18 protein-coding genes and 1 pseudogene are annotated in these 22,977 nt (G+C 45.5%); 7 read left to right on the top strand and 12 right to left on the bottom strand.

Annotated elements, in window-relative coordinates; genetic code table 11:
* Positions 1-49: 49 nt before the first annotated feature.
* Positions 50-961, bottom strand: coding sequence for a DNA-binding transcriptional regulator OxyR (oxyR, locus tag KI742_RS22165; RefSeq protein ID WP_005381326.1), 912 nt, complete (start codon positions 959-961; stop codon positions 50-52).
* 169 nt (positions 962-1,130) lie between these two features.
* Between oxyR and KI742_RS22160 the strand changes: the two genes are divergently transcribed.
* The 3 genes from KI742_RS22160 to KI742_RS22150 all read left to right on the top strand — a co-directional run bounded on the left by KI742_RS22160 (position 1,131) and on the right by KI742_RS22150 (position 4,201).
* The gene (locus KI742_RS22160) at positions 1,131-1,859 is read left to right on the top strand and encodes a redoxin family protein (protein WP_005382781.1); all 729 of its coding nucleotides are present in this window, start codon (positions 1,131-1,133) and stop codon (positions 1,857-1,859) included.
* A 191-nt stretch (positions 1,860-2,050) separates the two neighbouring features.
* Positions 2,051-3,523, top strand: a complete 1,473-nt coding sequence (locus KI742_RS22155; protein WP_256896294.1) for a dihydrolipoyl dehydrogenase — start codon at positions 2,051-2,053, stop codon at positions 3,521-3,523.
* A gap of 396 nt (positions 3,524-3,919) precedes the next feature.
* Positions 3,920-4,201 (top strand): DUF3624 domain-containing protein, encoded by a 282-nt coding sequence (locus KI742_RS22150; RefSeq protein ID WP_025768083.1) that lies wholly within the window; start codon positions 3,920-3,922, stop codon positions 4,199-4,201.
* Between the two features lie 194 nt (positions 4,202-4,395).
* Here KI742_RS22150 and argH read toward each other — a convergent pair whose 3' ends face one another.
* The 4 genes from argH to argC form a co-directional block, all read right to left on the bottom strand.
* Positions 4,396-6,270, bottom strand: coding sequence for an argininosuccinate lyase (argH, locus tag KI742_RS22145; RefSeq protein ID WP_005381331.1), 1,875 nt, complete (start codon positions 6,268-6,270; stop codon positions 4,396-4,398).
* A gap of 242 nt (positions 6,271-6,512) precedes the next feature.
* Positions 6,513-7,727, bottom strand: a complete 1,215-nt coding sequence (locus KI742_RS22140; protein ID WP_285385856.1) for an argininosuccinate synthase — start codon at positions 7,725-7,727, stop codon at positions 6,513-6,515.
* 84 nt (positions 7,728-7,811) lie between these two features.
* A complete protein-coding gene (gene argB, locus KI742_RS22135) occupies positions 7,812-8,603 on the bottom strand; it encodes an acetylglutamate kinase (RefSeq protein WP_171346291.1) in 792 nt (263 codons plus the stop codon).
* A gap of 21 nt (positions 8,604-8,624) precedes the next feature.
* A complete protein-coding gene (argC, locus tag KI742_RS22130) occupies positions 8,625-9,629 on the bottom strand; it encodes an N-acetyl-gamma-glutamyl-phosphate reductase (protein ID WP_171346292.1) in 1,005 nt (334 codons plus the stop codon).
* A 144-nt stretch (positions 9,630-9,773) separates the two neighbouring features.
* Between argC and argE the strand changes: the two genes are divergently transcribed.
* The 3 genes from argE to KI742_RS22115 all read left to right on the top strand — a co-directional run bounded on the left by argE (position 9,774) and on the right by KI742_RS22115 (position 14,781).
* Positions 9,774-10,910: an acetylornithine deacetylase gene (argE, locus tag KI742_RS22125; protein WP_285385859.1), complete on the top strand. Its 1,137-nt coding sequence runs from the start codon at positions 9,774-9,776 to the stop codon at positions 10,908-10,910.
* A 272-nt stretch (positions 10,911-11,182) separates the two neighbouring features.
* Positions 11,183-13,816, top strand: coding sequence for a phosphoenolpyruvate carboxylase (ppc, locus tag KI742_RS22120; protein ID WP_086047071.1), 2,634 nt, complete (start codon positions 11,183-11,185; stop codon positions 13,814-13,816).
* A 425-nt stretch (positions 13,817-14,241) separates the two neighbouring features.
* Positions 14,242-14,781, top strand: coding sequence for a PadR family transcriptional regulator (locus tag KI742_RS22115; RefSeq protein ID WP_005382791.1), 540 nt, complete (start codon positions 14,242-14,244; stop codon positions 14,779-14,781).
* Between the two features lie 70 nt (positions 14,782-14,851).
* Here KI742_RS22115 and metF read toward each other — a convergent pair whose 3' ends face one another.
* The 3 genes from metF to KI742_RS22100 form a co-directional block, all read right to left on the bottom strand.
* Positions 14,852-15,754 (bottom strand): methylenetetrahydrofolate reductase, encoded by a 903-nt coding sequence (metF, locus tag KI742_RS22110; protein ID WP_005381345.1) that lies wholly within the window; start codon positions 15,752-15,754, stop codon positions 14,852-14,854.
* Positions 15,755-16,016: 262 nt separating this feature from the next.
* On the bottom strand, positions 16,017-18,425 hold the full coding sequence (locus tag KI742_RS22105) for a bifunctional aspartate kinase/homoserine dehydrogenase II (protein WP_115386339.1): 2,409 nt from the start codon (positions 18,423-18,425) through the stop codon (positions 16,017-16,019).
* 15 nt (positions 18,426-18,440) lie between these two features.
* Complete coding sequence (locus tag KI742_RS22100) at positions 18,441-19,601, bottom strand: O-succinylhomoserine (thiol)-lyase (RefSeq protein ID WP_054579553.1); 1,161 nt, start codon at positions 19,599-19,601, stop codon at positions 18,441-18,443.
* A 225-nt stretch (positions 19,602-19,826) separates the two neighbouring features.
* Here KI742_RS22100 and metJ point away from each other — a divergent pair, with 225 nt between their 5' ends.
* Positions 19,827-20,147 carry a met regulon transcriptional regulator MetJ gene (gene metJ / locus KI742_RS22095; RefSeq protein ID WP_005381353.1) on the top strand — a complete coding sequence of 107 codons (321 nt, stop codon included), beginning with the start codon at positions 19,827-19,829 and terminating at the stop codon, positions 20,145-20,147.
* Between the two features lie 112 nt (positions 20,148-20,259).
* On the opposite strand, the gene KI742_RS22090 is transcribed toward metJ, so the two are convergent.
* From KI742_RS22090 to tuf, 4 genes and pseudogenes are all read right to left on the bottom strand, one after another.
* Positions 20,260-21,537 (bottom strand): malic enzyme-like NAD(P)-binding protein, encoded by a 1,278-nt coding sequence (locus KI742_RS22090; RefSeq protein ID WP_005381358.1) that lies wholly within the window; start codon positions 21,535-21,537, stop codon positions 20,260-20,262.
* 206 nt (positions 21,538-21,743) lie between these two features.
* On the bottom strand, positions 21,744-22,220 hold the full coding sequence (gene bfr, locus KI742_RS22085) for a bacterioferritin (RefSeq protein WP_005381359.1): 477 nt from the start codon (positions 22,218-22,220) through the stop codon (positions 21,744-21,746).
* Between the two features lie 93 nt (positions 22,221-22,313).
* Positions 22,314-22,502, bottom strand: coding sequence for a (2Fe-2S)-binding protein (locus KI742_RS22080; protein ID WP_005381360.1), 189 nt, complete (start codon positions 22,500-22,502; stop codon positions 22,314-22,316).
* Positions 22,503-22,833: 331 nt separating this feature from the next.
* A pseudogene (tuf, locus tag KI742_RS22075) lies at positions 22,834-22,977 on the bottom strand (elongation factor Tu); the annotation flags it as partial.

The raw sequence follows: 22,977 nt of genomic DNA, 5'->3' as shown, positions 1-22,977 counted from the left end.
CAAAAGCACAAGGGAGAGCATCAAGCTCTCCCTTTTTTATTTCTGCTTTTTATGCTGCAGCATTCAATGATGGATAAGAAGCCAACACCTCTTTAATCTTCGCTGCTAAAGCTTCAAACCTAGCTCGTAATGGTGAGCCCGGACGGTATACGAGAACGATATTACGCGAGGGGGTTGGGTTAACAGCTGGTACGTAGCATACGCCATCTTTTTGCTTCTCATTAGGGATAGAAAGCTGAGGCAATAACGTAATCCCCGCACCAGCAGCAACCATATTGCGTAACGTCTCCAAGCTGGTGGCTTTAAAACGCTCATCGTCTTTTGCACCAGCTGCAAAACAAAAACCTAACGCTTGATCTCGCAGACAGTGGCCGTCTCCCAACGCTAAAACGGTTTTACCATTCAGCTCCAACATATCAACATGATCGAGAGAGGCCCACTCGTGGTCACATGGCACTGCGACACTTAATGGCTCTTGATACACTTCGATCTCTTTAAATGGCGCAGTTTCATCAACCGAAGCTAAAACTAAGCAATCTAGTTTGCCTTCTTCCAATTGACGCACTAATTGATGTGTTTGAGCTTCGTGCAGAAATAGCTCCAGCTCAGGAAATGCTTCTTTTATCTGCGGCAGAATTTTGGGTAGTAGATAAGGCCCAACCGTCGGGATGAAACCAATATGCATCGGTCCAGTCATGGCTCCGCTTTGACCGCTTGCCATATCTCTGAAGGTTTTCACTTCACTTAAGATGCGTTTAGCCTGCTCCACCAGCTGTAACCCTGAATCGGTAAACAAAACACGTCGGCTGCTTCGCTCTAAAAGCGTGGTCCCGAGTTCATCCTCTAGTTTACGAATTTGCCCACTCAATGTTGGCTGGCTAACAAAACATGCCTCTGCCGCTTTGCGAAAGTGCTTATGTTCCGCAAGTGCAACTAAGTACTCAAAATCTCGAATATTCATAATTCACGCTTCGCTTCTTTAACAATAGCTAATACCTATCAAAACCATAACACCAAACGATTAGAGCTATCAAAGGATTTTTACAATAATGGGCTCAACAAAACGAAACAGAGCGACGAAAAACGCTAAGCTCTATACGCATAATTTAAAATAGTTAAAGGAAATCATTATGTTTGTATCTAAAGAAGGTCAACAAGTCCCTCAAGTTACTTTTCCAGTTCGTCAAGGTGACTCTTGGGTGAATGTAACGACCGATGAACTATTTAAAGGTAAGACCGTTATCGTATTTAGCTTACCGGGTGCATTTACTCCAACCTGTTCATCAAGCCATCTACCTCGTTACAACGAATTGTTCCCTGTATTTAAAGAGCACGGAGTGGATGAGATTATTTGTGTCTCGGTCAATGATACGTTCGTGATGAATGCATGGAAACAAGACCAAGAAGCAGAAAACATTACCTTCATCCCGGATGGTAATGGTGAATTCACCGATGGCATGGGTATGTTAGTGGATAAAAATGACATCGGCTTTGGCAAACGTTCATGGCGTTACAGCATGCTAGTAAAAGATGGCGTAGTGGAAAAAATGTTCATTGAGCCAAACGAACCAGGCGACCCATTCAAGGTGTCAGACGCAGATACGATGCTGAACTACATAGCGCCTGACTACAAAACGCAAGAATCCATCACGGTGTTCACTAAACCAGGCTGCCCTTTCTGTATGAAAGCGAAACAAAATCTAATTGACCACGGTCTTCAATATGAAGAAGTAATTCTGGGTAAAGACGCAACAACAGTTAGTCTACGAGCTATATCTGGTCGCACGACTGTTCCACAAGTCTTTATCGGTGGCAAGCACATCGGCGGTAGCGAAGAGCTAGAAGCGTATCTAGGCTAAGCTGTCCATAGCCTACACCCTCGGTCTCCGGTGCCTTTTGGCTCGGAGGCCAACCCTAAACCACTTCTTCTACTAGTCTAGATAAGTAGTCATCTGCCAATAAGGTGACTACTTATCCAGATTCAACTATCCAATTCACTCTCCAAGCTCAATGTAGCTAGCTTGGCTTAAAACAAAAGCGAGAGTTCACGATGAAACAAGTTAATGTCGACGTAGCGATTATTGGTGGCGGGACGGCTGGTCTTGGTGCTTATCGAGCAGCAAAAGCTCATACCAACAGCGTGGTAATGATTGAGGGCGGTCCCTACGGAACAACCTGTGCTCGTGTCGGATGCATGCCGTCTAAGCTGTTAATTGCGGCAGCAGAAAGTGTTCATCAAATCGAAAAAGCACCTGGATTTGGGATACACCCGCAAGGTGAAGTACTAATTAACGGACGAGAAGTTATGGATCGTGTAAAGCGCGAACGCGATCGTTTTGTTGGCTTTGTGCTTGAAAGTGTCGATGATATTCCCGCTGAAGACAAACTATCGGGCTACGCGAAGTTTGCCGATGACCACACTCTCATCATAGATGATCATACTCAGGTCACCGCACAGCGCATTGTTATTGCGACAGGATCTCGTCCAGCATATCCGGCAGCTTGGAATGAACTGGGTGATCGCCTAGTGATTAACGATGATGTATTTGACTGGGATGACTTACCAGAGTCCGTGGCAGTATTTGGCCCAGGAGTCATCGGCCTTGAATTGGGTCAGGCTTTACACCGCCTAGGAGTGAACGTGAAGCTCTTTGGCCTTGGAGGACAAGTGGGCCCACTGACAGACCCAGAGGTGATGGCGTATGCAGATAAAGCCTTTAAGGAAGAGTTCTACCTTGATGCAGATGTAAAAGTCGAAAGCATGAAACGCATTGCTTCGTCAGACAATGACGGCGAAGACAAGGTCGAAATCCAATTCATCAACCATGATGGCGAATTAGAAACTTTCGTTGTCGATTACGTATTGGCTGCAACGGGTCGTCGTCCAAACGTAGATAAGCTGACGATCGAGAACACCAATGTGGCGCTCGATGAACGTGGCGTACCAACGGCGGATCACTATACATTGCAAACTTCGGTAGAGAGCATCTTCATCGCAGGTGATGCAAGTAACCAAATTCCACTGCTGCACGAAGCCGCTGACCAAGGCCGTATTGCTGGAGACAACGCAGGCCGTTTCCCAGATATTCGTGCGGGTCTGCGTCGCTCACCAATTTCAGCCGTGTTCTCCGACCCTCAAATTGCTATGGTTGGCGAAACATATAAACAACTAGAAACACGTCTAGGCACATGTGGATGTTTCGCAACCGGTGAAGTCTCGTTTGAAAATCAAGGACGTTCGCGCGTCATGCTTCGTAATAAAGGCATTCTGCATGTCTACGGAGAGCAAGGCACTGGACGTTTTTTAGGTGCAGAAATGATGGGCCCGAATGCAGAGCATCTTGCTCACCTTTTAGCATGGGCGCACCAAAATAGGATGACGATTTCTGAGATGTTAGATATGCCCTTCTATCACCCAGTGATTGAAGAAGGCGTCCGCACCGCTCTACGTGATTTGAATGCAAAACTACACTTAGGGCCAGAAATGGTGAAACATTGTCTTGACTGCGGCCCTGGCTGCTAACGCTTTCAGGCTTCTATCTAAATATAAATCAAAGCCTCGTCATCAACGAGGCTTTGCTTTACTACTTCGGCGCAATGAAATCTCTCTTACGCTGCCATCATTGCATAGCGGCTGACCATACAAATCGCGACAACACCGATCATAAAGAACCCACCAGCGATACTCAGCGCAAGTTTCAACTCTGTCGACATCATTATATTTCCTGTTAAAGACTGACAGCGCACCATACATCAATTACGTGCCACAAAGCTTTTACAAAGCTAACTTTCCATTTTTTTACAAAGCTAACTTTCCATTTTTGGTTGTGTCATGGCGATCTAAGCCCGTGTAAGAAACGCTTTCCACCATTTAGTTAGATATATAATCTGAAGCAACACTAATGGTTTGGAAAACACTATGACTTGTCGCCGCTGCGAGGAACATTGGTTTTGGAAAAAACTTGGACGTTGCCAACGATGCTTGGATCAATTGACGGTGCTTTCTGTACTGTGTTGGATTGTGTGGTGGTTTACGCTCAAAGATGATCCACAAAGCATCGAGTCGATCGCTTTGATCTTTGCCGGCTTCGCTTTCAACGTTTTGTTGTTTCTACACTTATGGATGCGTTTTGTCATCTTGCCTTGGCAGCGTCGAAAGGGACAAAAAAAGGCGAATAAAAAAGAGAAAAGTGACAGATAGAAAAAAGCCCCAAAACCAATGTCAGTTCTGGGGCTCTCTTAGATTCTTCTAAGAAAAAGCAGTGGTACTTTAATAGACCGGGCTTCCTCTCAAAGGTTCCAAATTTTTTCGATTTTTTTAGCGAATACTGATGTAAGTAAACAGGAAAATGACTATGTCATTGAATGCTAATAAAATCACTCCACAACTTCAGTTCATGCCACATGCGTTTTTTGGATCACTTGCTCCATTAAATTGATCTCAAGCGCTACCTCATCACATGCATGTTGACGTGGGCACTGATCGCAATCTTTCAGAACTTTCTCCGGCAGTAATGACTTCGATGTCGGTAAAAAGCTTTGCTTCATAAAGAACTCAGGCGTTCGCGTTAGAACAAAGACTTTCTTGATCGCCATCTGGCGCGCTTTCTCAACCAAATAGTTCACAATCGCACTGCCCTGCCCTTGGCCTTGCCAGCCCGCTTCGATACCAAGAGAGCGTATTTCTGCCAACCCTGAGTCATACACATATAGAGAAGCGCAACCCGTCACTTCACCATGATGCTCAGCCACCGCGAAAGAGCCAATATCTCTCACGAGCTCATTACGAGAGCGCGGAAGATTCTCACCAAGGTTCGCCCAGTAAGCAACCATACCTTCCAACGTTTCAATGTCCGTCAAACGTGCAGGACGCACTTTCACCGCCGAGCTGTCACGCTGGCTCAGGCGCTTATCCGCTTGTTCTACCGCGTAAGCGACCTGGTGAGGCGAAACACCACCCAAAGCACAACGCTTTTCCAAACACGAATCGATAGTCAGAATGTCATACACATCCGCTTCAATGACTTCTGAGAAGGCTTTTAACTCTTCGATAGACAGCTCTTCTAGCGCACAACCTTTAGCAATAGCACCAACGACCGCGACACCGACGATGTGGTGAGCTTCACGGAATGGGATGCCTTTCGCCACTAGGTAATCAGCTAACTCCGTCGAGTTTGCGTAACCTTGTTTCGCCGCTTCTAGTGTGCGCTCGCCATTCACTTTAATACCGTCAAAACACAGAGCTGCCATTTCCATGCAGTCGTTCCATGTATCTAAAGCGTCAAACAACCCTTCTTTATCTTCCTGCATGTCTTTGTTGTACGCCAATGGCAAAGCTTTAACTGTCATCATCATGCTCGATAATGCGCCATAGACACGCCCTGTCTTACCACGGATCAACTCAAGTGCATCTGGGTTTTTCTTCTGTGGCATTAATGACGAACCAGATGTCACCGTATCCGCTAACTCAATGAAGTTTGACTCGCCTGAATTGTAGAAGATCATATCTTCTGCAAGACGAGAAAGGTGAAGCATAGAAATCGACGCCACCGACATCAGTTCCATCACATGATCACGATCTGAAACCGAATCGAGTGAATTACGCGTAGCACGGTGGAAACCGAGATTATGTGCTAATTGTTCGCGATCAATCGGATAAGCCGTTCCCGCTAAAGCACCCGAGCCAAGTGGACAAGTGTCGAGACGCTGTAAGGCATCATTCAGACGAGAGTAGTCACGCTCGAACATTTCAACATAAGCCAAGCACCAGTGAGCAAAGGTTACAGGTTGAGCACGCTGAAGATGAGTATAGCCTGGCAATACGGTGCCTTGGTGCTGTTTAGCAACATGGACCATTTGTGCTTGTAGGCGATCTAAAGCAATCAACAATTGCTGACCTTGCTGACGACACCAAAGTTTCAAGTCTGTGGCGACTTGGTCATTACGAGAACGCCCAGTGTGGAGTTTTTTACCTAAATCTCCCACTTTACTGATTAGCTGCTGCTCAACCCAAGAGTGGATATCTTCTGCATCAGAGCGAAGAATTTGGTGAGGGTCTTCCATCACTTCTAACTTCAGCTCATTTAAAGCAAGTTCCAGTTTTTGCTGTTCTTCTGCCGATAGCACATCAACAGAAAGCAGAGCTTTAGACCATGCGATTGAACCTACGATGTCTTGCTCAGCCAATCGGTAGTCAAAACGCAACGAATCATTGAACTCTTTAAATCTGGTGTCTGCCGCTTGGGTAAATCTTCCGCCCCATAATGCCATTGCGTCTCTCCTGATGACTATTGCTTACTCTAACGTTCTCGAATGAGTAGTAACCAATTTGATGGTCATTTGCTCACTTTTTCTTATGGGTCAACGTTACGGCAATTTCGATAAAAAATAAAGTATAAATTCAATATTTTTACATATATATTCAAAACAAATTTAGGTACCCGCTTTTAGAAACCAAAAGACCCGCCTATAAATGGCGGGTCTTTATTCAATCCAAGATGGATGTTAAGGGATTATTTCTTCTGGCTGTTCAATGCACGAATACGGCTTGATAGCGAGTAAAGACGGATGAACCCACCTGCATGGCTTTGGTCGTAAACTTCATCTTCACCAAAAGTCGCGAACTCTTCTGAATACAAGCTGTTGTCAGAACGTTTTTGCGTGACTGTCGCTTGACCTTTGTAAAGCTTAACAACCACTTCACCGTTAACGTCTTGCGCTAGCTCTTCTGAAGCAGCAAGGATCGATTTACATAGTGGCGTAAACCAACGGCCATCGTATACAAGGTGAGACGCTTTTAGACCTAGCTCCTCACGGAACTCGAATGATGATTTGTCTAGCACAAGCTGCTCTACAGCGCGCAGCGCTTCCATCATGATGGTGCCTCCCGGTGTTTCATAGCAACCACGAGACTTCATTCCAACAAGACGGTTTTCCACGATATCGATACGGCCAACACCGTGCTTAGCGCCCTTCTCGTTTAGGTAAACCAGTGTGTTGTATGGTGTCATCGCTTCACCATCAACTTCGACCACTTCACCTTTTTCTACTTTCAGCGTGACGTATTCCGCTTCATTTGGCGCTTGCTCTGGGTCGACAGTCCACACCCAGCAGTCTTCGTTTGGTGCGTTCCACGTATCTTCTAAAACGCCGCCTTCCGTCGAAATGTGCCATGCGTTTGCATCACGTGAATAGATCTTAGTAAGAGACGCAGAGCAAGGAATATTACGCTCAGCGAGGTAATCCAAACACTCTTCACGACTCACTAGGTCCCACTCACGCCAAGGTGCAATCACTTGTAAGTCCGGTGCTAGTGCTGCGAATGCGCCTTCGAAACGTACTTGGTCGTTACCTTTACCTGTACAGCCATGACACAGAGCGTCCGCGCCCACTTTACGTGCCACTTCAACCTGCGCTTTGGCAATGATTGGACGCGCCATTGATGTACCTAGCAGGTACTTACCTTCGTAGTACGCGCCAGTTTTTAGCGTTGGGTAAATGTAGTCTGCGACCATTTCTTCTTTCAAGTCAGCGATGTAGCACTCAGAAGCACCAGAGGCTTTTGCTTTCGCTTCAATGCCTTCTAGCTCTTCGGCACCTTGACCAACATCGGCAACGAAAGCCACTACTTCACAGTCGTAGTTCTCTTTTAGCCACGGGATAATTACTGAAGTATCTAGACCGCCTGAGTATGCGACTACCACTTTATTTACGTTCACTTTGCTCATGTTTTTTCTCCAAACTTAACTGGCGCTGCGCTCGGCGGTCAGTGCCAACTACGACTTCCTAATATTGAATTCTTTTGCTGATGCTTATTGAGGCAAGAATTGAGTACCAATACTTTCACCAGCGAATAACTGTGCTAATTTTTCTGGGTAACGCCAGGTCGCGACTTCAATTGGACGGCCAAGATCATTGGCGGCCTCCAAAGCGGCTTTAACTTTGACGATCATGCCATCGGTGATCACATGTCCATCGATCAACGAGTTAGCTTGCTGCTCTGACAGGGTTTTGATCAAATGGCCTTTTCCATCTAATACACCACTCACGTCTGATAACAGGACTAACTCCGCATCTAATGCGCCCGCAACCGCGACTGCTGCTTGATCAGCATTCACATTCATCATCTGGCCATCTTTGGTTAAACCAATTGAACTGATGATCGGCAGTGCACCTGTGTTTAGCACCGCTTGTAATAGTGCTGAGTCACCCGGTGATGCTTTGCCTACCGCGCCGAGTTCTGGGTCAAGTTCTTCAACAAGACACAAACCACCATCCGCAAGGCTAAGGCCCACAGCGTTAAGACCGTCCGCAATCGCTTGACCTTGAAGTAACTTATTCGCAGTGCCTGCAAGCGCGCCTGCAATCACAGGAATTTGATCGTAAGGCGTTACGCGTAAACCGTTTTTCTTAACGGTTTCAAGCTGAAGCTTTGCCATCAACTCATCAACTAGGTAGCCACCGCCATGAACGATGGCGATTTGTCGCTGTGCCGATTTTTGGTAAGCCGCAATGGCACCAAAAAGTTGTCTTAAGGTTTGAGTGCATGATAGAGCTGCACCACCTAGCTTAATGACTAAAGGAGCTTGATTGGTTTGCGTCATCGCATTTCCCTCTTTCAACGACTACAGCAACGCTGTCAGTTCTGGGTAACCGTAATGAATATTGAGACATTGCATCGCTTGACTCGATGCACCTTTAAGTAGGTTGTCGATAGCTGAAATCACAATGAGGTGTTCGCCTTGTACCTTCCAGCCGATATCACAGAAAGGGGTATTTTCGACATCCTGAATACGTGGAATACCGTCGCCTTTAAGACGAACCGCAGGCTTGCCTTGATAAGCTTGTTCAAACGCCTGTGCCACTTGTGCTTCTGTCACACCTTGCGCAAGCTTCATGGTGATAGTGGCAAGAATGCCGCGTTTAAAGTTGCCGAGGTGCGGAGTAAAAATCACATCGCAACCCAAGTGCTGAGCAATCTCTGGCTGGTGACGATGGTTAAATACACCATAGGGTTGCAAGCTCACTTCACAGAAGCTGTTAACCATGGAGGCTTTACGCCCTGCACCTGATACACCACTGGTTGCGTTGATCACTGGCCATTGGTTGGTATCGAGCAACGCATGTTCTAATAAAGGTTTGATTGCAAGCTGTGAAGCGGTTGGGTAGCAACCTGCTACTGCAATCAAAGGAGTGGTTTTTATTGATTCTTGGTTCCACTCAGCTAAGCCGTATGCTGCTTTATCTAGCCAGTTGTTATGTTGATGTGCGAAGCCATAAAAAGTGTCGTAAAAGCCTTCACTTTTCACACGGAATGCACCCGATAAATCGAATACCTGACAGCCTGCCTCCAAGAAAGTTGGGGCTAAATCATGGCTGACTTCGTGAGCCGTTGCCAAAAACACCACGTCCGATTCTTGAGCGATTTGCAGTGGATCCGTTAGTGGTAAAACTGGCATATCAATGATGCCCGCTAGCTTACCGTGCAGCTGCGCGATGCTCTTTCCCGCATCAACACTGTTGGCGGAAACGTATAAACCTGATAGCGTGAGTTGTGGGTGTTTATTAACCATTAACGCTAACTCTGCGCCGGTGTAACCGCTGGCTCCAATAATCGTGGTTTTTAGCATTGTGTGACATCCATATACTTAAAGGCTCAAATGACTATTCATATTTAATTTTTGCTTTATTTTGATTTTTTATTCATTAAATATGATTTAATATGTGTTTTACATTTTTGTGGTCTGTCTGTCAACAGGAGATTTGAAGAATCCATGCAATTACCAACTTTTCTAGAGGTCTATGAAGGACTCATCAGCACCTCTTCTATCAGCTCCACGGATCCGAGCTGGGATCAGGGCAATGCAAAAGTCATCGAAAAACTCGCATCTTGGTTTAAAGATCTGGGTTTTAGCGTTGAAGTGATCGAAGTCGAGCCAGGCAAGCACAATATGATCGCACGTATGGGAGAGGGAGAAGGTGGCCTTTTACTTGCTGGCCATAGTGATACCGTGCCATTCGATCAAGGGCGATGGAATTTTGATCCGCATAAACTGACGGAAAAAGACAACCGCTTCTACGGTTTAGGCACAGCAGACATGAAAGGCTTTTTCGCCTTTATTTATGAAGCAGTGAAGAAAGTCGATTGGAGCAAGCAGAGCAAACCACTCTACGTATTAGCCACTTGTGACGAAGAGACCACCATGTTGGGCGCGCGACATTTCACAGCAAACGCCCCATTTAAGCCGGATTACTGCATCATTGGTGAACCCACCAGCCTTGTACCAATTCGAGGTCATAAAGGGCATGTGGCAAATGCCATTCGCGTAACAGGCAAGTCCGGTCACTCATCGGACCCAGCGCTTGGCGTTAACGCTATTGAGATCATGCATGAAGTCATGTTCGCCATGATGCAACTGCGTGACAAATTGATTAAAGAATATCAGCATCCGGGTTTTGCCATTCCAAGCCCTACCCTAAATCTTGGACACATTCACGGTGGTGACAGCGCTAACCGTATTTGTGGTTGCTGTGAGCTGCATTACGACGTGCGTCCTCTTCCCGGCATTAGCCTTGATGGTTTAGAGAACATGTTGCGCGGAGCATTAAAAGAAGTCGAAGCGAAATGGCCTGGGAGACTGGAGATTATTCCATTGCATGAGCCTATTCCGGGTTACGAATGCCAACATGACCACCCATTTATCGGTGGTGTTGAAGAGATCTGCCAAACCAGTTCAGAAACCGTGAACTATTGTACTGAAGCACCATTTCTACAACAGTTGTGTCCAACCTTGGTGCTCGGCCCTGGGTCAATCGAACAAGCCCATCAACCGGATGAGTTTCTATCCTTCGACTTTATCGACCCCACAATTGATGTGCTTTCAAAGGCAATGGTCAAGTACTGCTGTTAATACGCGTTTAAGCTCAAAAGTCTGTGCAGCTCGATTGAGCTGCATCTTTTTATCTTCACAATTTAGCGCTAGTCTTAACACTTATTTAACTTGTTATTTTGTAATTAATTTTCACTTCTTACTCTATGGCTGCCGTAAATTTGCTCTAAATCAGGAGACAGCGGAATAATTGCAAACTTAGTCTGCTTTATTTGACTATAACTGGTGCTTTTCGCTAGATTGGAGTCTTAACAAGGACAATGGATGTAGTTTTTTTACGAGGCAGGACGACAATGAACGAGAAATACGCCGCACTCAAAAGTAATGTGCGCATGTTAGGCCACTTATTGGGTAACACCATTCGCGATGCCCATGGCGAAGAAATCTTCGAGAAAGTGGAAACCATTCGTAAATTATCCAAATCAGCTCAAGCAGGGAATCAAGCAGACAGGGACAGCTTGATCGAAGAAATCAAACATCTACCTGATGAGCAGCTAACGCCCGTTACTCGCGCGTTTAACCAATTTCTAAACCTCACCAATATCGCTGAGCAATACCACACGATTTCACGCCATTGTGAAGAGCACATTTGTGAACCAGACGCGATTAACTCGCTGTTTTCTAAACTGGTACAAAACGATGTGAGCAAACTGGACACTGCCCAAGCGGTTCGTGATCTAAATATTGAATTGGTATTGACGGCTCACCCAACAGAAATTACGCGCCGTACGATGATCAACAAACTGGTCAAGATAAACGAGTGCTTATCAAAGTTGGAGCTAAGCGATCTTTCTTCTAAAGAGCGCAGAAAAACCGAACGCCGCCTAGAGCAACTGATTGCCCAAGGCTGGCATTCAGACGTGATTCGACAACAACGCCCTACTCCGTTGGATGAAGCAAAGTGGGGCTTTGCGGTCGTTGAAAACTCGCTATGGGAAGCAGTACCTGACTTCCTACGTGAGATGAATGACCGTCTAAAATCTTACCTTGGAGAAGGTTTACCCATTGATGCTCGCCCAGTGCACTTCTCCTCTTGGATGGGCGGTGACCGTGACGGTAACCCGTTTGTTACTCACAACGTTACGCGTGAAGTCTTACTATTGTCTCGTTGGAAAGCCGCCGATCTTTATCTCAATGACATCAACGAGTTGATCAGCGAGCTGTCTATGACAGTTTCAAACGATCAAGTCCGTGAGCTTGCTGGCGAAGATCAGCACGAACCATACCGTGCGATCCTGAAGCAATTACGCACTCTGCTCAATGAAACCAAAGATATTCTCGATGCTAAGATCCACGGTCAAAAACTGGCCGTTAAAGCACCACTGCAAAAAGTCGAGCAACTTTGGGAACCGTTGTATGCCTGCTACCAGTCACTAAACGAATGTGGCATGGGTGTAATAGCCAACGGCTCATTACTGGATACACTACGCCGCGTAAAAGCATTTGGTATCCATCTTGTACGTCTTGATATCCGCCAAGAGAGCACGCGTCACTCAGACGTCTTGTCTGAACTAACTCGCTACTTAGGTATTGGTGATTACGAACAATGGAATGAGCAAGATAAGATTGCTTTTCTAACTAACGAGCTTGCATCTAAACGTCCGCTTCTCCCTCGTGATTGGGAACCGTCTGAACCCGTCAAAGAGGTTTTGGATACCTGCAAGATTGTTGCAGCACAACCGCGTGAAGCGTTTGGCGCTTACGTTATTTCAATGGCACGTACCGCCTCTGACGTACTAGCCGTTCATCTACTGCTACAAGAAGCTGGTTGCCCTTACCGCATGGATGTGTGTCCTCTGTTCGAAACGCTAGACGATTTGAACAACGCGGAATCGGTCATCAAGCAGCTTATGGGGATTGACCTTTACCGTGGTTTTATCCAAAACCACCAGATGGTCATGATTGGTTACTCTGACTCAGCGAAAGATGCAGGTGTTATGTCTGCAGGTTGGGCTCAGTATCATGCGATGGAATCGTTAGTTAAAGTGGCTGAAGAAGAAGGCGTTGAGCTAACTCTATTCCATGGTCGTGGGGGCACAGTCGGTCGCGGTGGCGCACCTGCGCATGCTGCGCTTTTGTCGCAACCACCAAAAAGCTTGAAAGGCGGTTTACGTGTAACAGAGCAAGGCGAGATGATCCGCTTTAAACTGGGTCTCCCAGATGTCGCAGTAAACAGCTTTAACCTATACGCAAGTGCGATTCTGGAAGCCAACTTGTTACCGCCACCGGAGCCAAAACAAGAATGGCGCGACTTGATGGAAGTGCTATCAGAAGTAAGCTGTGAGTCTTACCGAAATGTGGTTCGTGGCGAGCCAGATTTCGTGCCTTACTTCCGCCAAGCAACACCAGAACTCGAACTCGGTAAGTTGCCACTTGGTTCTCGTCCTGCAAAACGCAACCCTAAGGGCGGAGTAGAAAGCTTACGTGCAATCCCGTGGATCTTCTCATGGAGTCAAAACCGTTTGGTACTTCCTGCATGGCTAGGCGCAGGTGAAGCGATTCAATACTCGATCGATAAAGGCCACCAAGCATTGCTCGAAGAGATGTGCCGCGAATGGCCGTTTTTCTCTACTCGTCTCGGCATGCTAGAGATGGTGTACTCGAAGTGTAATATTGATATCTCTCGCTACTACGATGAGCGATTGGTGGATGAGTCGCTCCGTCCACTCGGTGAAAAACTTCGTGCTCAGCTTCAAGAAGACATCAAAGCGGTACTGAATGTAGAGAACAATGAAAACTTGATGCAGCATGACCCTTGGGGACTCGAGTCGATTCGCTTACGCAATATCTACGTTGAGCCATTGAATATGCTACAGGCAGAGCTACTATACCGCACGCGTCAAACCGAAGAAGCTTCTGCAAACTTGGAAGAAGCGTTGATGGTGACGATTGCTGGTATTGCTGCTGGTATGCGCAACACAGGCTAATCGTTTCATTTTTAATAAAAAGCTGGGCAAATGCTCAGCTTTTTTTTATCACAGGATAATCGCACCAAAACAAAGGCAGTTAAATACACCACTACAGACCCAAAAAATACCAAAATAAAAGAATAAAAAACCACAAGTTAACACTATTGATTATTATGTTAGTTTTTTAGGGTAATTTTGTCCTACTATTCCACTTTATGCTTATTATTTATATACTACTTGCCTGCTGAGAGCTCATAAATCCAATCATACCTGCTCCAGCCTTGATGGGACTCCCCATCTCTCTAGGTGATAAACGGCTTTAAGGTGACAGGACCAACATTGTTGGTGCTACTTATACATTAAAAAACTCAAGTGCCAGTAAGAGCGCAGCTGAAAGTATAAGTAGCTTGTTTACAAGTTTATTGACCATTTGGATTGAAGACATGTCATTACCACACGTAATCTTAACTGTTCTTAGCACTCGCGACGCAACCGGTTACGATATCACTAAAGAATTCTCTGCTAGCATCGGTTACTTCTGGAAAGCAAGCCACCAACAGGTGTACCGTGAACTCAACAAAATGGCTGAGAAAGAACTGGTTACTTGCGTATTAGAACCCCAAGAAGGCAAACCAGACCGCAAGGTTTACTCCATTACAGACGCTGGTCGCAGCGCTTTAGGAGAGTGGTTTGATCAACCAACTGCACACCCAACAGTTCGTGATGAGTTTTCAGCGAAATTGATGGCATGTGCCGTTCAACCAGCGGCTCCATTCCGTGACCAACTCGCCGAGCTAGTTGAAGAGTCTCGCAAACTGGTTTCTCACTACAAAGAAATTGAAGCGGCTTACTACGCAACGCCGTCAACTTTAGATAAACAAGCTCGCCTAGAACGTCTAACGCTTCGCCGTAACCTACTGTTACGTGAAACTTGGATCACTTGGGCAGAAGAAGTTCTAACTGAACTTGAAGTGATTGGTTAAACTCCTTTTGCTTTGATAAAACGAAAAAGGCTTGCCACTTGGCAAGCCTTTTATCTTTTTGAAACTAGGTTTACGCACCGACTACTGCGCGAGGACGAACACCCAACGTATGGCATAACGCGTAAGTCATCTCTGCACGGTTTAGTGTGTAGAAGTGAAAATCCTTAACCCCTTCACGACTCAGTACACGCACCATATCAATAGCTTGGCTAGCTCCTACAAGCTGGCGAGTCACCGGATCATCATCCAAGCCATCGAATTGTTTGCTCATCCATCCTGGCACTTTCACATTGTTCTGTGCCGCAAAGCGAGAAGCTTGCTTAAAGTTCGATACAGGCAAAATTCCTGGCACAATCTCTACGTCAATTCCTGCCGCTACACAACGGTCACGGAATCGCAGGTAAGACTCAACGTCAAAAAAGAACTGAGTAATAGCACGGTTTGCACCTGCATCTACCTTACGTTTTAGGTTCAATAAGTCAGACTGTGCGCTTTTAGCTTCAGGGTGAACCTCAGGGAATGCAGCAACGGAGATATCGAAATCGTGGCGTGATTTCAGCAGCTCAACCAAATCCGAGGCATACATATCAGGCGCACCGCCACCTGGAGGAATATCACCACGCAGAGCGACGATATTTTCAATACCATTGTTCCAATAGTCATCGGCAATATTAATCAGTTCTTCACGAGTCGCATCAATACAAGTGAGATGGGGAGCGGCAACCAATCCGGTTGTTGCTTTAATTTCTTTAATGATGGAGTGTGTTCTGTCACGCTCGCCGGAGTTCGCACCGTAAGTCACAGAAACAAATTTAGGTTGAAGCGTTTTAAGACGGTGCACTGAATTCCAAAGTGTTTCTTCCATCTTAGCGCTGCTTGGCGGAAAAAACTCAAACGATACATTGATGTTATCTGATAACTCAGCAATATTCTGGTTCAAGGCGTCGATATGGCCTGCGTGCGTATATCCCATCTTACTCTCCCTGCGGCACTCCGCCACGAAAACAAATCCTTAAAATCGACGTTTAGACGTCTATATGTCTACAGAATGTATTGAATACGATTTAATGTCAACCTTGTAATTATGAATTTTTCTCAAGTTAATAATGAAGATAGTTCAAGTTTCTACTTGAGCATCATCTCGCCATTTTGCACGGGTTATGACTTCAGTATGGCACTGATAGGGGAATAAAAAACCCTGGATTAATTCCAGGGTTTTTAGGTCAATCGCAACTTTAAAATAAACCAGCCAATCGGTTGAGGTCGGATTGAATAGCGCCGGCTGTCACTTCTCTGCCTGCGCCTGGTCCTCGAATGACCAGAGGGTTATCTTTGTACCACTTGCTTTCTATGGCAAAAATGTTATCGCATGGCAATAAGTTGGCGAGCGCGTGCTCACGAGATAACGCTTCGACTCCCACCGTTGCTTTACCATTTTTTTCTAAACGCGCCACATAGCGAAGCACTTGATCGTTTCTCTGTGCTTTTGTCAGACGCTCTTGAAGTATTTCACTCAACAACGCTCCATTATCGAAGAAATCATCTAAGCTCAGTTCTCTTAATTCTTCTGGCACCAAAGACTCAACTTTAACGCTGTCTGGTTCTATATCTAGGCCCGACTCTCGAGCCAAGATGACTAACTTGCGCATTACATCGGAGCCATCTAAATCAGAACGAGGATCAGGTTCGGTTAAACCTTGCTGCCAAGCAAGATCGACTAAATCATTAAATGGCACAGAACCATCAAACTGTTGGAACAGCCATGATAGCGTCCCCGAGAAAATACCCGATAGAGCGACGATTTCATCCCCACTTTCACGAAGATCTCGCACGGTATGGTTTATCGGTAACCCAGCACCAACCGTTGCGTTGTATAGCCAATGACGACCAATTTTAGCGAATGCATCTTGAACCTGATGGTAGTACTGGCTATCTGCGGAACCGGCAACTTTGTTAGCGGAAATCAAATGAATGCCTTGCTGTGCGATTTCTACGTAGCGCTGAGCCAACTCTTTACTCGCGGTAACATCAAGCACGACGGCTTCATCGTAGCTTTTAAGCGCTCCCAAACGTGCCAGCCAATCCCCATTGTTTGCTATGCTTTCATCATCAAATCGTTCAGCAACACTCGCCGCCTCAATACCTTGCTCATCGAACCAATAGGTTTGGCTATCCACAACCGCGACAAGATCAAAGCTCATACCATGACGTTTTTCGAGCTCACTTTTTTGCGTCGCAAATAAATTTAACCAACTAGAACCAATATTACCCTTGCCACATAAAGCCACTGCAACGCGTTTTTGCGCTTGGAACAACTGGCTATGAATCGTTTGAACCAACGCCTCGGTATCAGTACGGCGCAAAACAGCGACTAGGCTCAGTCCTGAGTCTGTTTCAGAGATAAATTCTACCGGAGAGTGCTTTAGCTTCTGATAAAAGCCAAAGCAATGATTGGCGTTTTTCGTAACGCCTGCACCTACCGCAGCTAAGAGCGAGTAACCTTCTTTTAGCTTAATTTCTGCCTCTACCGCAAGCTCTTGCAAGTGTTTCAATGCACCACCGGCGATTTCTGCGGTGTAAGCCAAGCGTAGCGTGTGCTGATCGGATTGAGCTTCAAATGCCAGTGGCTCTAATTGCGCGCGCTGCAACGCTTGTAATACATCACTCTGTGTTTTTTCGAAGTCGTGCCCATGCATGAAAGACAACTGCACCAATAAAACATCATCCAGTGAAGTAATAATTTTAGCGCCACGACCAGATGCCAATACACGCTCAATACGAGTAGAACCCGACTCTGGCAGATAGCTACACTTGAGATTAAGGTCCATGGTACTTTGCGCCACAGGCTGAAGCGTACGACTGTGTAGCACTGGGGCAGCTAAGCGAGCAAGTTCACTGGCTTCATCCAATCGAAGTAACGGTAATAAACAAGCGTCAGACACCAAACGTGGATCGGCACTATAGACACCAGCAACATCACTCCAAATCGTGACAGTACTGACTTCAGCAAGCGCGCCTATGACCGTTGCAGAATAGTCAGAGCCGTTACGACCAAGTAGAATGGTTTCTCCTGCCTCGTTCTGAGCCATAAAGCCAGTAATTACCACACGTTTATGGTTATGCTGCGCGAGGATCTCTTTAATTAAAGGGTATGAACGAGCGCGATCAACCTCTGGTTGAGTTCCCGCTTCTGCACGTAAAAACGCTCGTGCATCTTGTGCAACCGCAGGGATAGAACGTTGAGATAATAACGCGGCCAATAGGCGAGCAGACCATACTTCTCCGTGCCCCAGTACCGCGGCTTTTTGCGCATTAGTGAGTGGTGCAGTCAGCTCCGAGAGAGTACTGAACTCATCATGTAATAAAGCTAACAGCTCTTCTTTTGCTTCACTCTCCAACAAGCTTTCTATTAGCTCAGTTTGGAACTGTCTCAAGCTTTGAAGCGCTTCATGCGCAATTCGGCCATCTTTACTTAACCCTTCCAAAAACTCAATCAAGCGGTTAGTGGTTTTTCCTGCAGCAGAGACGACCACAAGATCATTTTCTGTCGAATACTCCTTGAGAATACCCACAACGCGTAAGTAGCATTCTGGGTTTGCTAAGCTACTGCCACCAAACTTATGCAGCTGACGTTGTACAGTCATTGTTATCGTCTCCTATTACTGGGTAGCTTTAGCGAACGCTTGTTCTAAATCTGTGATGAGGTCTTGTGCATCTTCCAAACCGACAGACAAACGCAATAGTTGATGAGAGACCCCAGCCTCCGCCAGCGCCTCCTCACCCATTGCACGGTGCGTCATGGATGCTGGGTGGCAAATCAAACTTTCTACACCACCTAATGACTCTGCTAATGAAAACAGTTGGAGCTCTTTCACAAACACCTTTAACTGTTCAAACGAACCAGCAAACTCAAAACTCAACATAGAGCCAAAGCCCGTTTGCTGCTTTTTAGCGATGTCATGACCTGGATGTTCCGGCAGGCTTGGATGATAGATAGTTTTAACTAACGCTTGTTTCTGTAGGTAAGCCAGTACCTGCTGTGAGCTCTCCTCATGTACTCGCATACGAGCACCAAGCGTACGAATACCTCGCAGCGTCATATAACTATCGAAAGGTGTGCCCGTTGCACCAATACAATTGCCCCACCATGCAAGCTCTTCTGCATGCGCCTCTGTGTTGGTGATGATTACTCCACCAATTACGTCCGAATGACCGTTGATGTACTTTGTTGTGGAGTGGATAACAAAATCCGCACCTAGCTCTAAAGGTTTTTGGTACACGGGTGTCAAAAAGGTATTGTCCACCGCAACTAACGCGCCGATTTGTTTCGCTTTTTCACAAGTAGCTGCAATATCCACTACGCGAACCAGAGGGTTTGACGGAGTTTCTAGCAAAATGAGTTTTGGTTTTTGTGCCAATGCAGCATCTAAAGCCTGTTCGTCTGATTGATCGACAAACTGAACCTTAAAATCGCCTTTGCTAGCTCGGGTATTAAAAAGACGATAGGTGCCGCCATAACAATCGTGAGGAGCAATAATGAGATCATCTGGGCCGAGAAAAGCGGAAACCCATAAATTTAATGCCGACGTACCGCAGTTAGTAACAACCGCTCCTTTTCCAGACTCAAGTTCAGATAGCGCACTTTCCAACAGTCCGCGGTTTGGATTACCAGATCGTGTGTAATCATACTTGGGCACTTCACCAAAAGCAGGAAAACCATAGTTAGTGGAAAGATAAATAGGTGGAACGACAGCATGATATTGGCTGTCTGATTCAATACCAGTGCGTACTGCAATGGTCGCAAGTTTGCGAGTGCTCATGGGTGTATCCTTTCACGGGTAATGACTTCTAAATAGGAATGCGCTATATCTAATGAGTAACATAAAGTGATCAACACGCTTCCTTTGCTGTTATGTTCACTTTACTCGTCAAAAAATGAGACGTCAACACTTCTAGACGTCTATATGTCTTTGCTTATGGCGGTAAATGCAGCTAAAATCAGCACCTAAATTATTTTTAACCGATTACATAAATGAAGGTGTGCAATGGCTGACTGGAATGGCGAATACATTAGCCCATATGCAGAGCACGGCAAAAAAAGCGAACAAGTAAAAAAAATTACCGTCTCTATCCCGCTAAAAGTTTTAAAGGTGCTAACTGATGAGCGTACTCGCCGTCAGATCAATAACTTACGCCATGCAACCAATAGCGAATTGCTATGCGAGGCATTTTTGCACGCGTACACAGGTCAGCCACTTCCGACAGATGAAGACCTTCGTAAAGACCGTCCTGATGATATTCCAACAGAAGTAAAAGCGCTGATGACGGAAATGGGCATCGAATTTGAGTCATTCGACGAAGAATAAAAAAGCCTGATAAGAGGTTTCAGGTAATAACTCTTGCCTCGAGCCAAATGAATGACATAAAAAATGGGACGCAATAGCGTCCCATTTTTGTGTATCACATCTGAAAGATATATTACTCTGCCATGTAGTTTTCAGGCATCTCGATACGAGCTACACCTGAATTAACCGCCGCCTGAGCGACCGCTTTTGCAACACGTGGTAGCAAACGTGAATCCATTGGTTTTGGAATAATATAGTCCGCACCAAACTCTAGCTTATCAACACCTGCAGCCTTCAATACGGCTTCAGGTACAGGCTCTTTTGCTAGCTCACGAATCGCCTCAACGGCTGCAAGTTTCATTTCATCATTGATTTCACTTGCACGCACATCAAGAGCACCGCGGAAAATGAATGGGAAACACAATACGTTGTTAACTTGGTTAGGATAATCACTACGGCCAGTACCCATGATCAAGTCATCACGAACTGCGTGAGCAAGTTCCGGCTTGATTTCAGGATCCGGGTTAGAACATGCGAATACGATTGGCTTATCTGCCATCAACTTCAACGCTTCCGCTGGCAATAGGTTTGGACCAGATACACCTAGGAACAGATCTGCACCTTCAATCACGTCTTCTAGTGTGCGCTTATCTGTATTGTTCGCAAATAGCTGCTTATATTCATTAAGATCATCACGACGAGTGTGAATCACACCTTTGCGATCTAGCATGTAGATTTTTTCGCGCATTGCGCCGCATTTGATCAGAAGCTCCATACACGCTACAGCGGCAGCGCCAGCGCCAAGACAAACAATTGTTGAATCTTCAAGTTTCTTACCTTGAAGTTCGATTGCATTCAGCATACCCGCTGCCGTTACAATAGCAGTACCATGTTGATCATCGTGGAATACTGGTACATCACAACGTTCAATCAGACGCTTTTCAATCTCAAAACAGTCTGGTGCTTTAATATCTTCAAGGTTGATACCGCCAAAAGTGTCTGCAATGCTCGCAACAGTATCAACAAATTCATCGATCGTGCGGTGCTTAACTTCAATATCAATAGAGTCAAGACCTGCAAAACGCTTAAACAGTAACGCTTTACCTTCCATCACTGGCTTAGATGCAAGTGGACCTAGGTTACCTAGACCTAGAATAGCGGTACCGTTAGAAATAACAGCAACCATGTTCCCTTTTGCAGTGTACTTGTACACGTTATCCGGGTTTTGTGCGATTTCACGCACTGGCTCTGCAACACCAGGGCTATATGCAAGGGCAAGATCACCCGCCGTTTCCGCAGGCTTTGTCAGTTCGACAGCAATCTTTCCTGGAGTTGGATAAGCATGGTAATCCAATGCTTTTTGGCGATGTTCTTCTTCTGGAGTGGCTGCTTGGTGGTTGTCTTCAGACATGGACGTTTCTCTTTTTTATTTTTAGGTAAGGGGGCATAAATTCTATCGGATAGAAATCAAACTTCATAGGCAAGATTGCGAGCAATATCCTTAAAAAGCCGATAATAAAAGAGATTAGACCAGATAACGGGGTTAAGCACCCGATTTTCGAGTCAGGTGCTCTTTCTTCTTACTATTATTGGAGTATGCAAACTTAGAAAGTATCGTTACTCTTCGTCCACGTATTGCGCTTGGAGATAATTCTCAATACCAGACATTTCAATCAAGCCAAGTTGCGTCTCTAGCCAATCAACATGTTCTTCTTCATCTTCAAGAATATCTTGGAAGAGATCTCGAGACACATAATCTCGAATGTCTTCAGCGTAGGCAATCGCATCTTTTAAATCTGGAATAGCCGCCATTTCAAGCTTTAAGTCACACTCGAGCATTTCCTTGGTATCTTCACCAATCATCAACTTACCTAAATCTTGTAGGTTCGGTAGGCCTTCAAGGAACAAAATACGCTCAATTAGATGATCGGCATGCTTCATCTCATCGATAGATTCGTGATATTCCTTGTCTGCTAGGTGCTTTAAGCCCCAGTCTTTATACATTCGGGCGTGAAGAAAATACTGATTAATAGCGACGAGCTCGTTACCGAGCACTTTATTGAGATGTTGAATGATGATTGGATCGCCTTTCATGACAAAACCCTCCTCTTTGGCTTCATTTAAATGTAGAAGCAAATGAGAAGGTGTCAAAATGTAAGGCAAATAATTACTGCATACTTACAGCAATTAGCTGGCTTGTTTAAATTCCGTGTAACTAGTTTCCGCTAAAATTTCCTTGGCCTGTCTGATGCACTTACCACATTGGCTGCCCAATGCCGTGCACTTTTTGATTCCTTTAATATCTGTTACGCCTTCATCTATCGCCAACTTCCTAATTTTTTTGTCGGAGACACCATGGCAAAGACAAACGTACATACTCAAAAAACCTATAAAACTAATCTGTGACAAACAATATAAACAAGAATAGTTCTTGTTACCAGTCGCATTATGGTGTCCGCTCAGAATATTTGGTTATAACGATTTTACCGCTGCAGGAAAAGATCAAAGGGTTAAGAGGGGTGAGTAAAAGCGTTAAGAAACAAAGCCGGTAAAACTCTGTTTTTAAATCGAAAAAGTGACGTCTTTTATTTCAACACTTATAACTAAATGTAATCTAGAAATGAAAAAGGGAAGCCTAAGCTTCCCTTTTCGATGCGCTTTCTTCAAAAAGAAGAACAGTGCAAGATTTCGTTTAATTCGTTATGAATTAGTCGAAGATCTTAGCAACAACACCAGCACCTACTGTACGGCCACCTTCACGGATCGCGAAACGTAGACCTTCGTCCATTGCGATTGGTGCGATTAGCTCTACAGTCATCTGTACGTTGTCGCCTGGCATTACCATTTCTAC

This window comes from Vibrio sp. D417a (assembly GCF_030248595.1).
Classification (GTDB): Bacteria; Pseudomonadota; Gammaproteobacteria; order Enterobacterales; family Vibrionaceae; genus Vibrio; species Vibrio alginolyticus.
Note: the sequence above shows the minus strand (reverse complement) of the source record. Positions and strands in the feature narration are given on the sequence as shown.

What these genes read in the sequence shown, in the direction of transcription:
- oxyR (WP_005381326.1), bottom strand. Translation starts at nt 961, where the DNA reads ATGAATATTCGAGATTTTGAGTACTTAGTTGCACTTGCGGAACATAAG.
- KI742_RS22160 (WP_005382781.1), top strand. Translation starts at nt 1,131, where the DNA reads ATGTTTGTATCTAAAGAAGGTCAACAAGTCCCTCAAGTTACTTTTCCA.
- KI742_RS22155 (WP_256896294.1), top strand. Translation starts at nt 2,051, where the DNA reads ATGAAACAAGTTAATGTCGACGTAGCGATTATTGGTGGCGGGACGGCT.
- KI742_RS22150 (WP_025768083.1), top strand. Translation starts at nt 3,920, where the DNA reads ATGACTTGTCGCCGCTGCGAGGAACATTGGTTTTGGAAAAAACTTGGA.
- argH (WP_005381331.1), bottom strand. Translation starts at nt 6,270, where the DNA reads ATGGCATTATGGGGCGGAAGATTTACCCAAGCGGCAGACACCAGATTT.
- KI742_RS22140 (WP_285385856.1), bottom strand. Translation starts at nt 7,727, where the DNA reads ATGAGCAAAGTGAACGTAAATAAAGTGGTAGTCGCATACTCAGGCGGT.
- argB (WP_171346291.1), bottom strand. Translation starts at nt 8,603, where the DNA reads ATGACGCAAACCAATCAAGCTCCTTTAGTCATTAAGCTAGGTGGTGCA.
- argC (WP_171346292.1), bottom strand. Translation starts at nt 9,629, where the DNA reads ATGCTAAAAACCACGATTATTGGAGCCAGCGGTTACACCGGCGCAGAG.
- argE (WP_285385859.1), top strand. Translation starts at nt 9,774, where the DNA reads ATGCAATTACCAACTTTTCTAGAGGTCTATGAAGGACTCATCAGCACC.
- ppc (WP_086047071.1), top strand. Translation starts at nt 11,183, where the DNA reads ATGAACGAGAAATACGCCGCACTCAAAAGTAATGTGCGCATGTTAGGC.
- KI742_RS22115 (WP_005382791.1), top strand. Translation starts at nt 14,242, where the DNA reads ATGTCATTACCACACGTAATCTTAACTGTTCTTAGCACTCGCGACGCA.
- metF (WP_005381345.1), bottom strand. Translation starts at nt 15,754, where the DNA reads ATGGGATATACGCACGCAGGCCATATCGACGCCTTGAACCAGAATATT.
- KI742_RS22105 (WP_115386339.1), bottom strand. Translation starts at nt 18,425, where the DNA reads ATGACTGTACAACGTCAGCTGCATAAGTTTGGTGGCAGTAGCTTAGCA.
- KI742_RS22100 (WP_054579553.1), bottom strand. Translation starts at nt 19,601, where the DNA reads ATGAGCACTCGCAAACTTGCGACCATTGCAGTACGCACTGGTATTGAA.
- metJ (WP_005381353.1), top strand. Translation starts at nt 19,827, where the DNA reads ATGGCTGACTGGAATGGCGAATACATTAGCCCATATGCAGAGCACGGC.
- KI742_RS22090 (WP_005381358.1), bottom strand. Translation starts at nt 21,537, where the DNA reads ATGTCTGAAGACAACCACCAAGCAGCCACTCCAGAAGAAGAACATCGC.
- bfr (WP_005381359.1), bottom strand. Translation starts at nt 22,220, where the DNA reads ATGAAAGGCGATCCAATCATCATTCAACATCTCAATAAAGTGCTCGGT.
- KI742_RS22080 (WP_005381360.1), bottom strand. Translation starts at nt 22,502, where the DNA reads ATGTACGTTTGTCTTTGCCATGGTGTCTCCGACAAAAAAATTAGGAAG.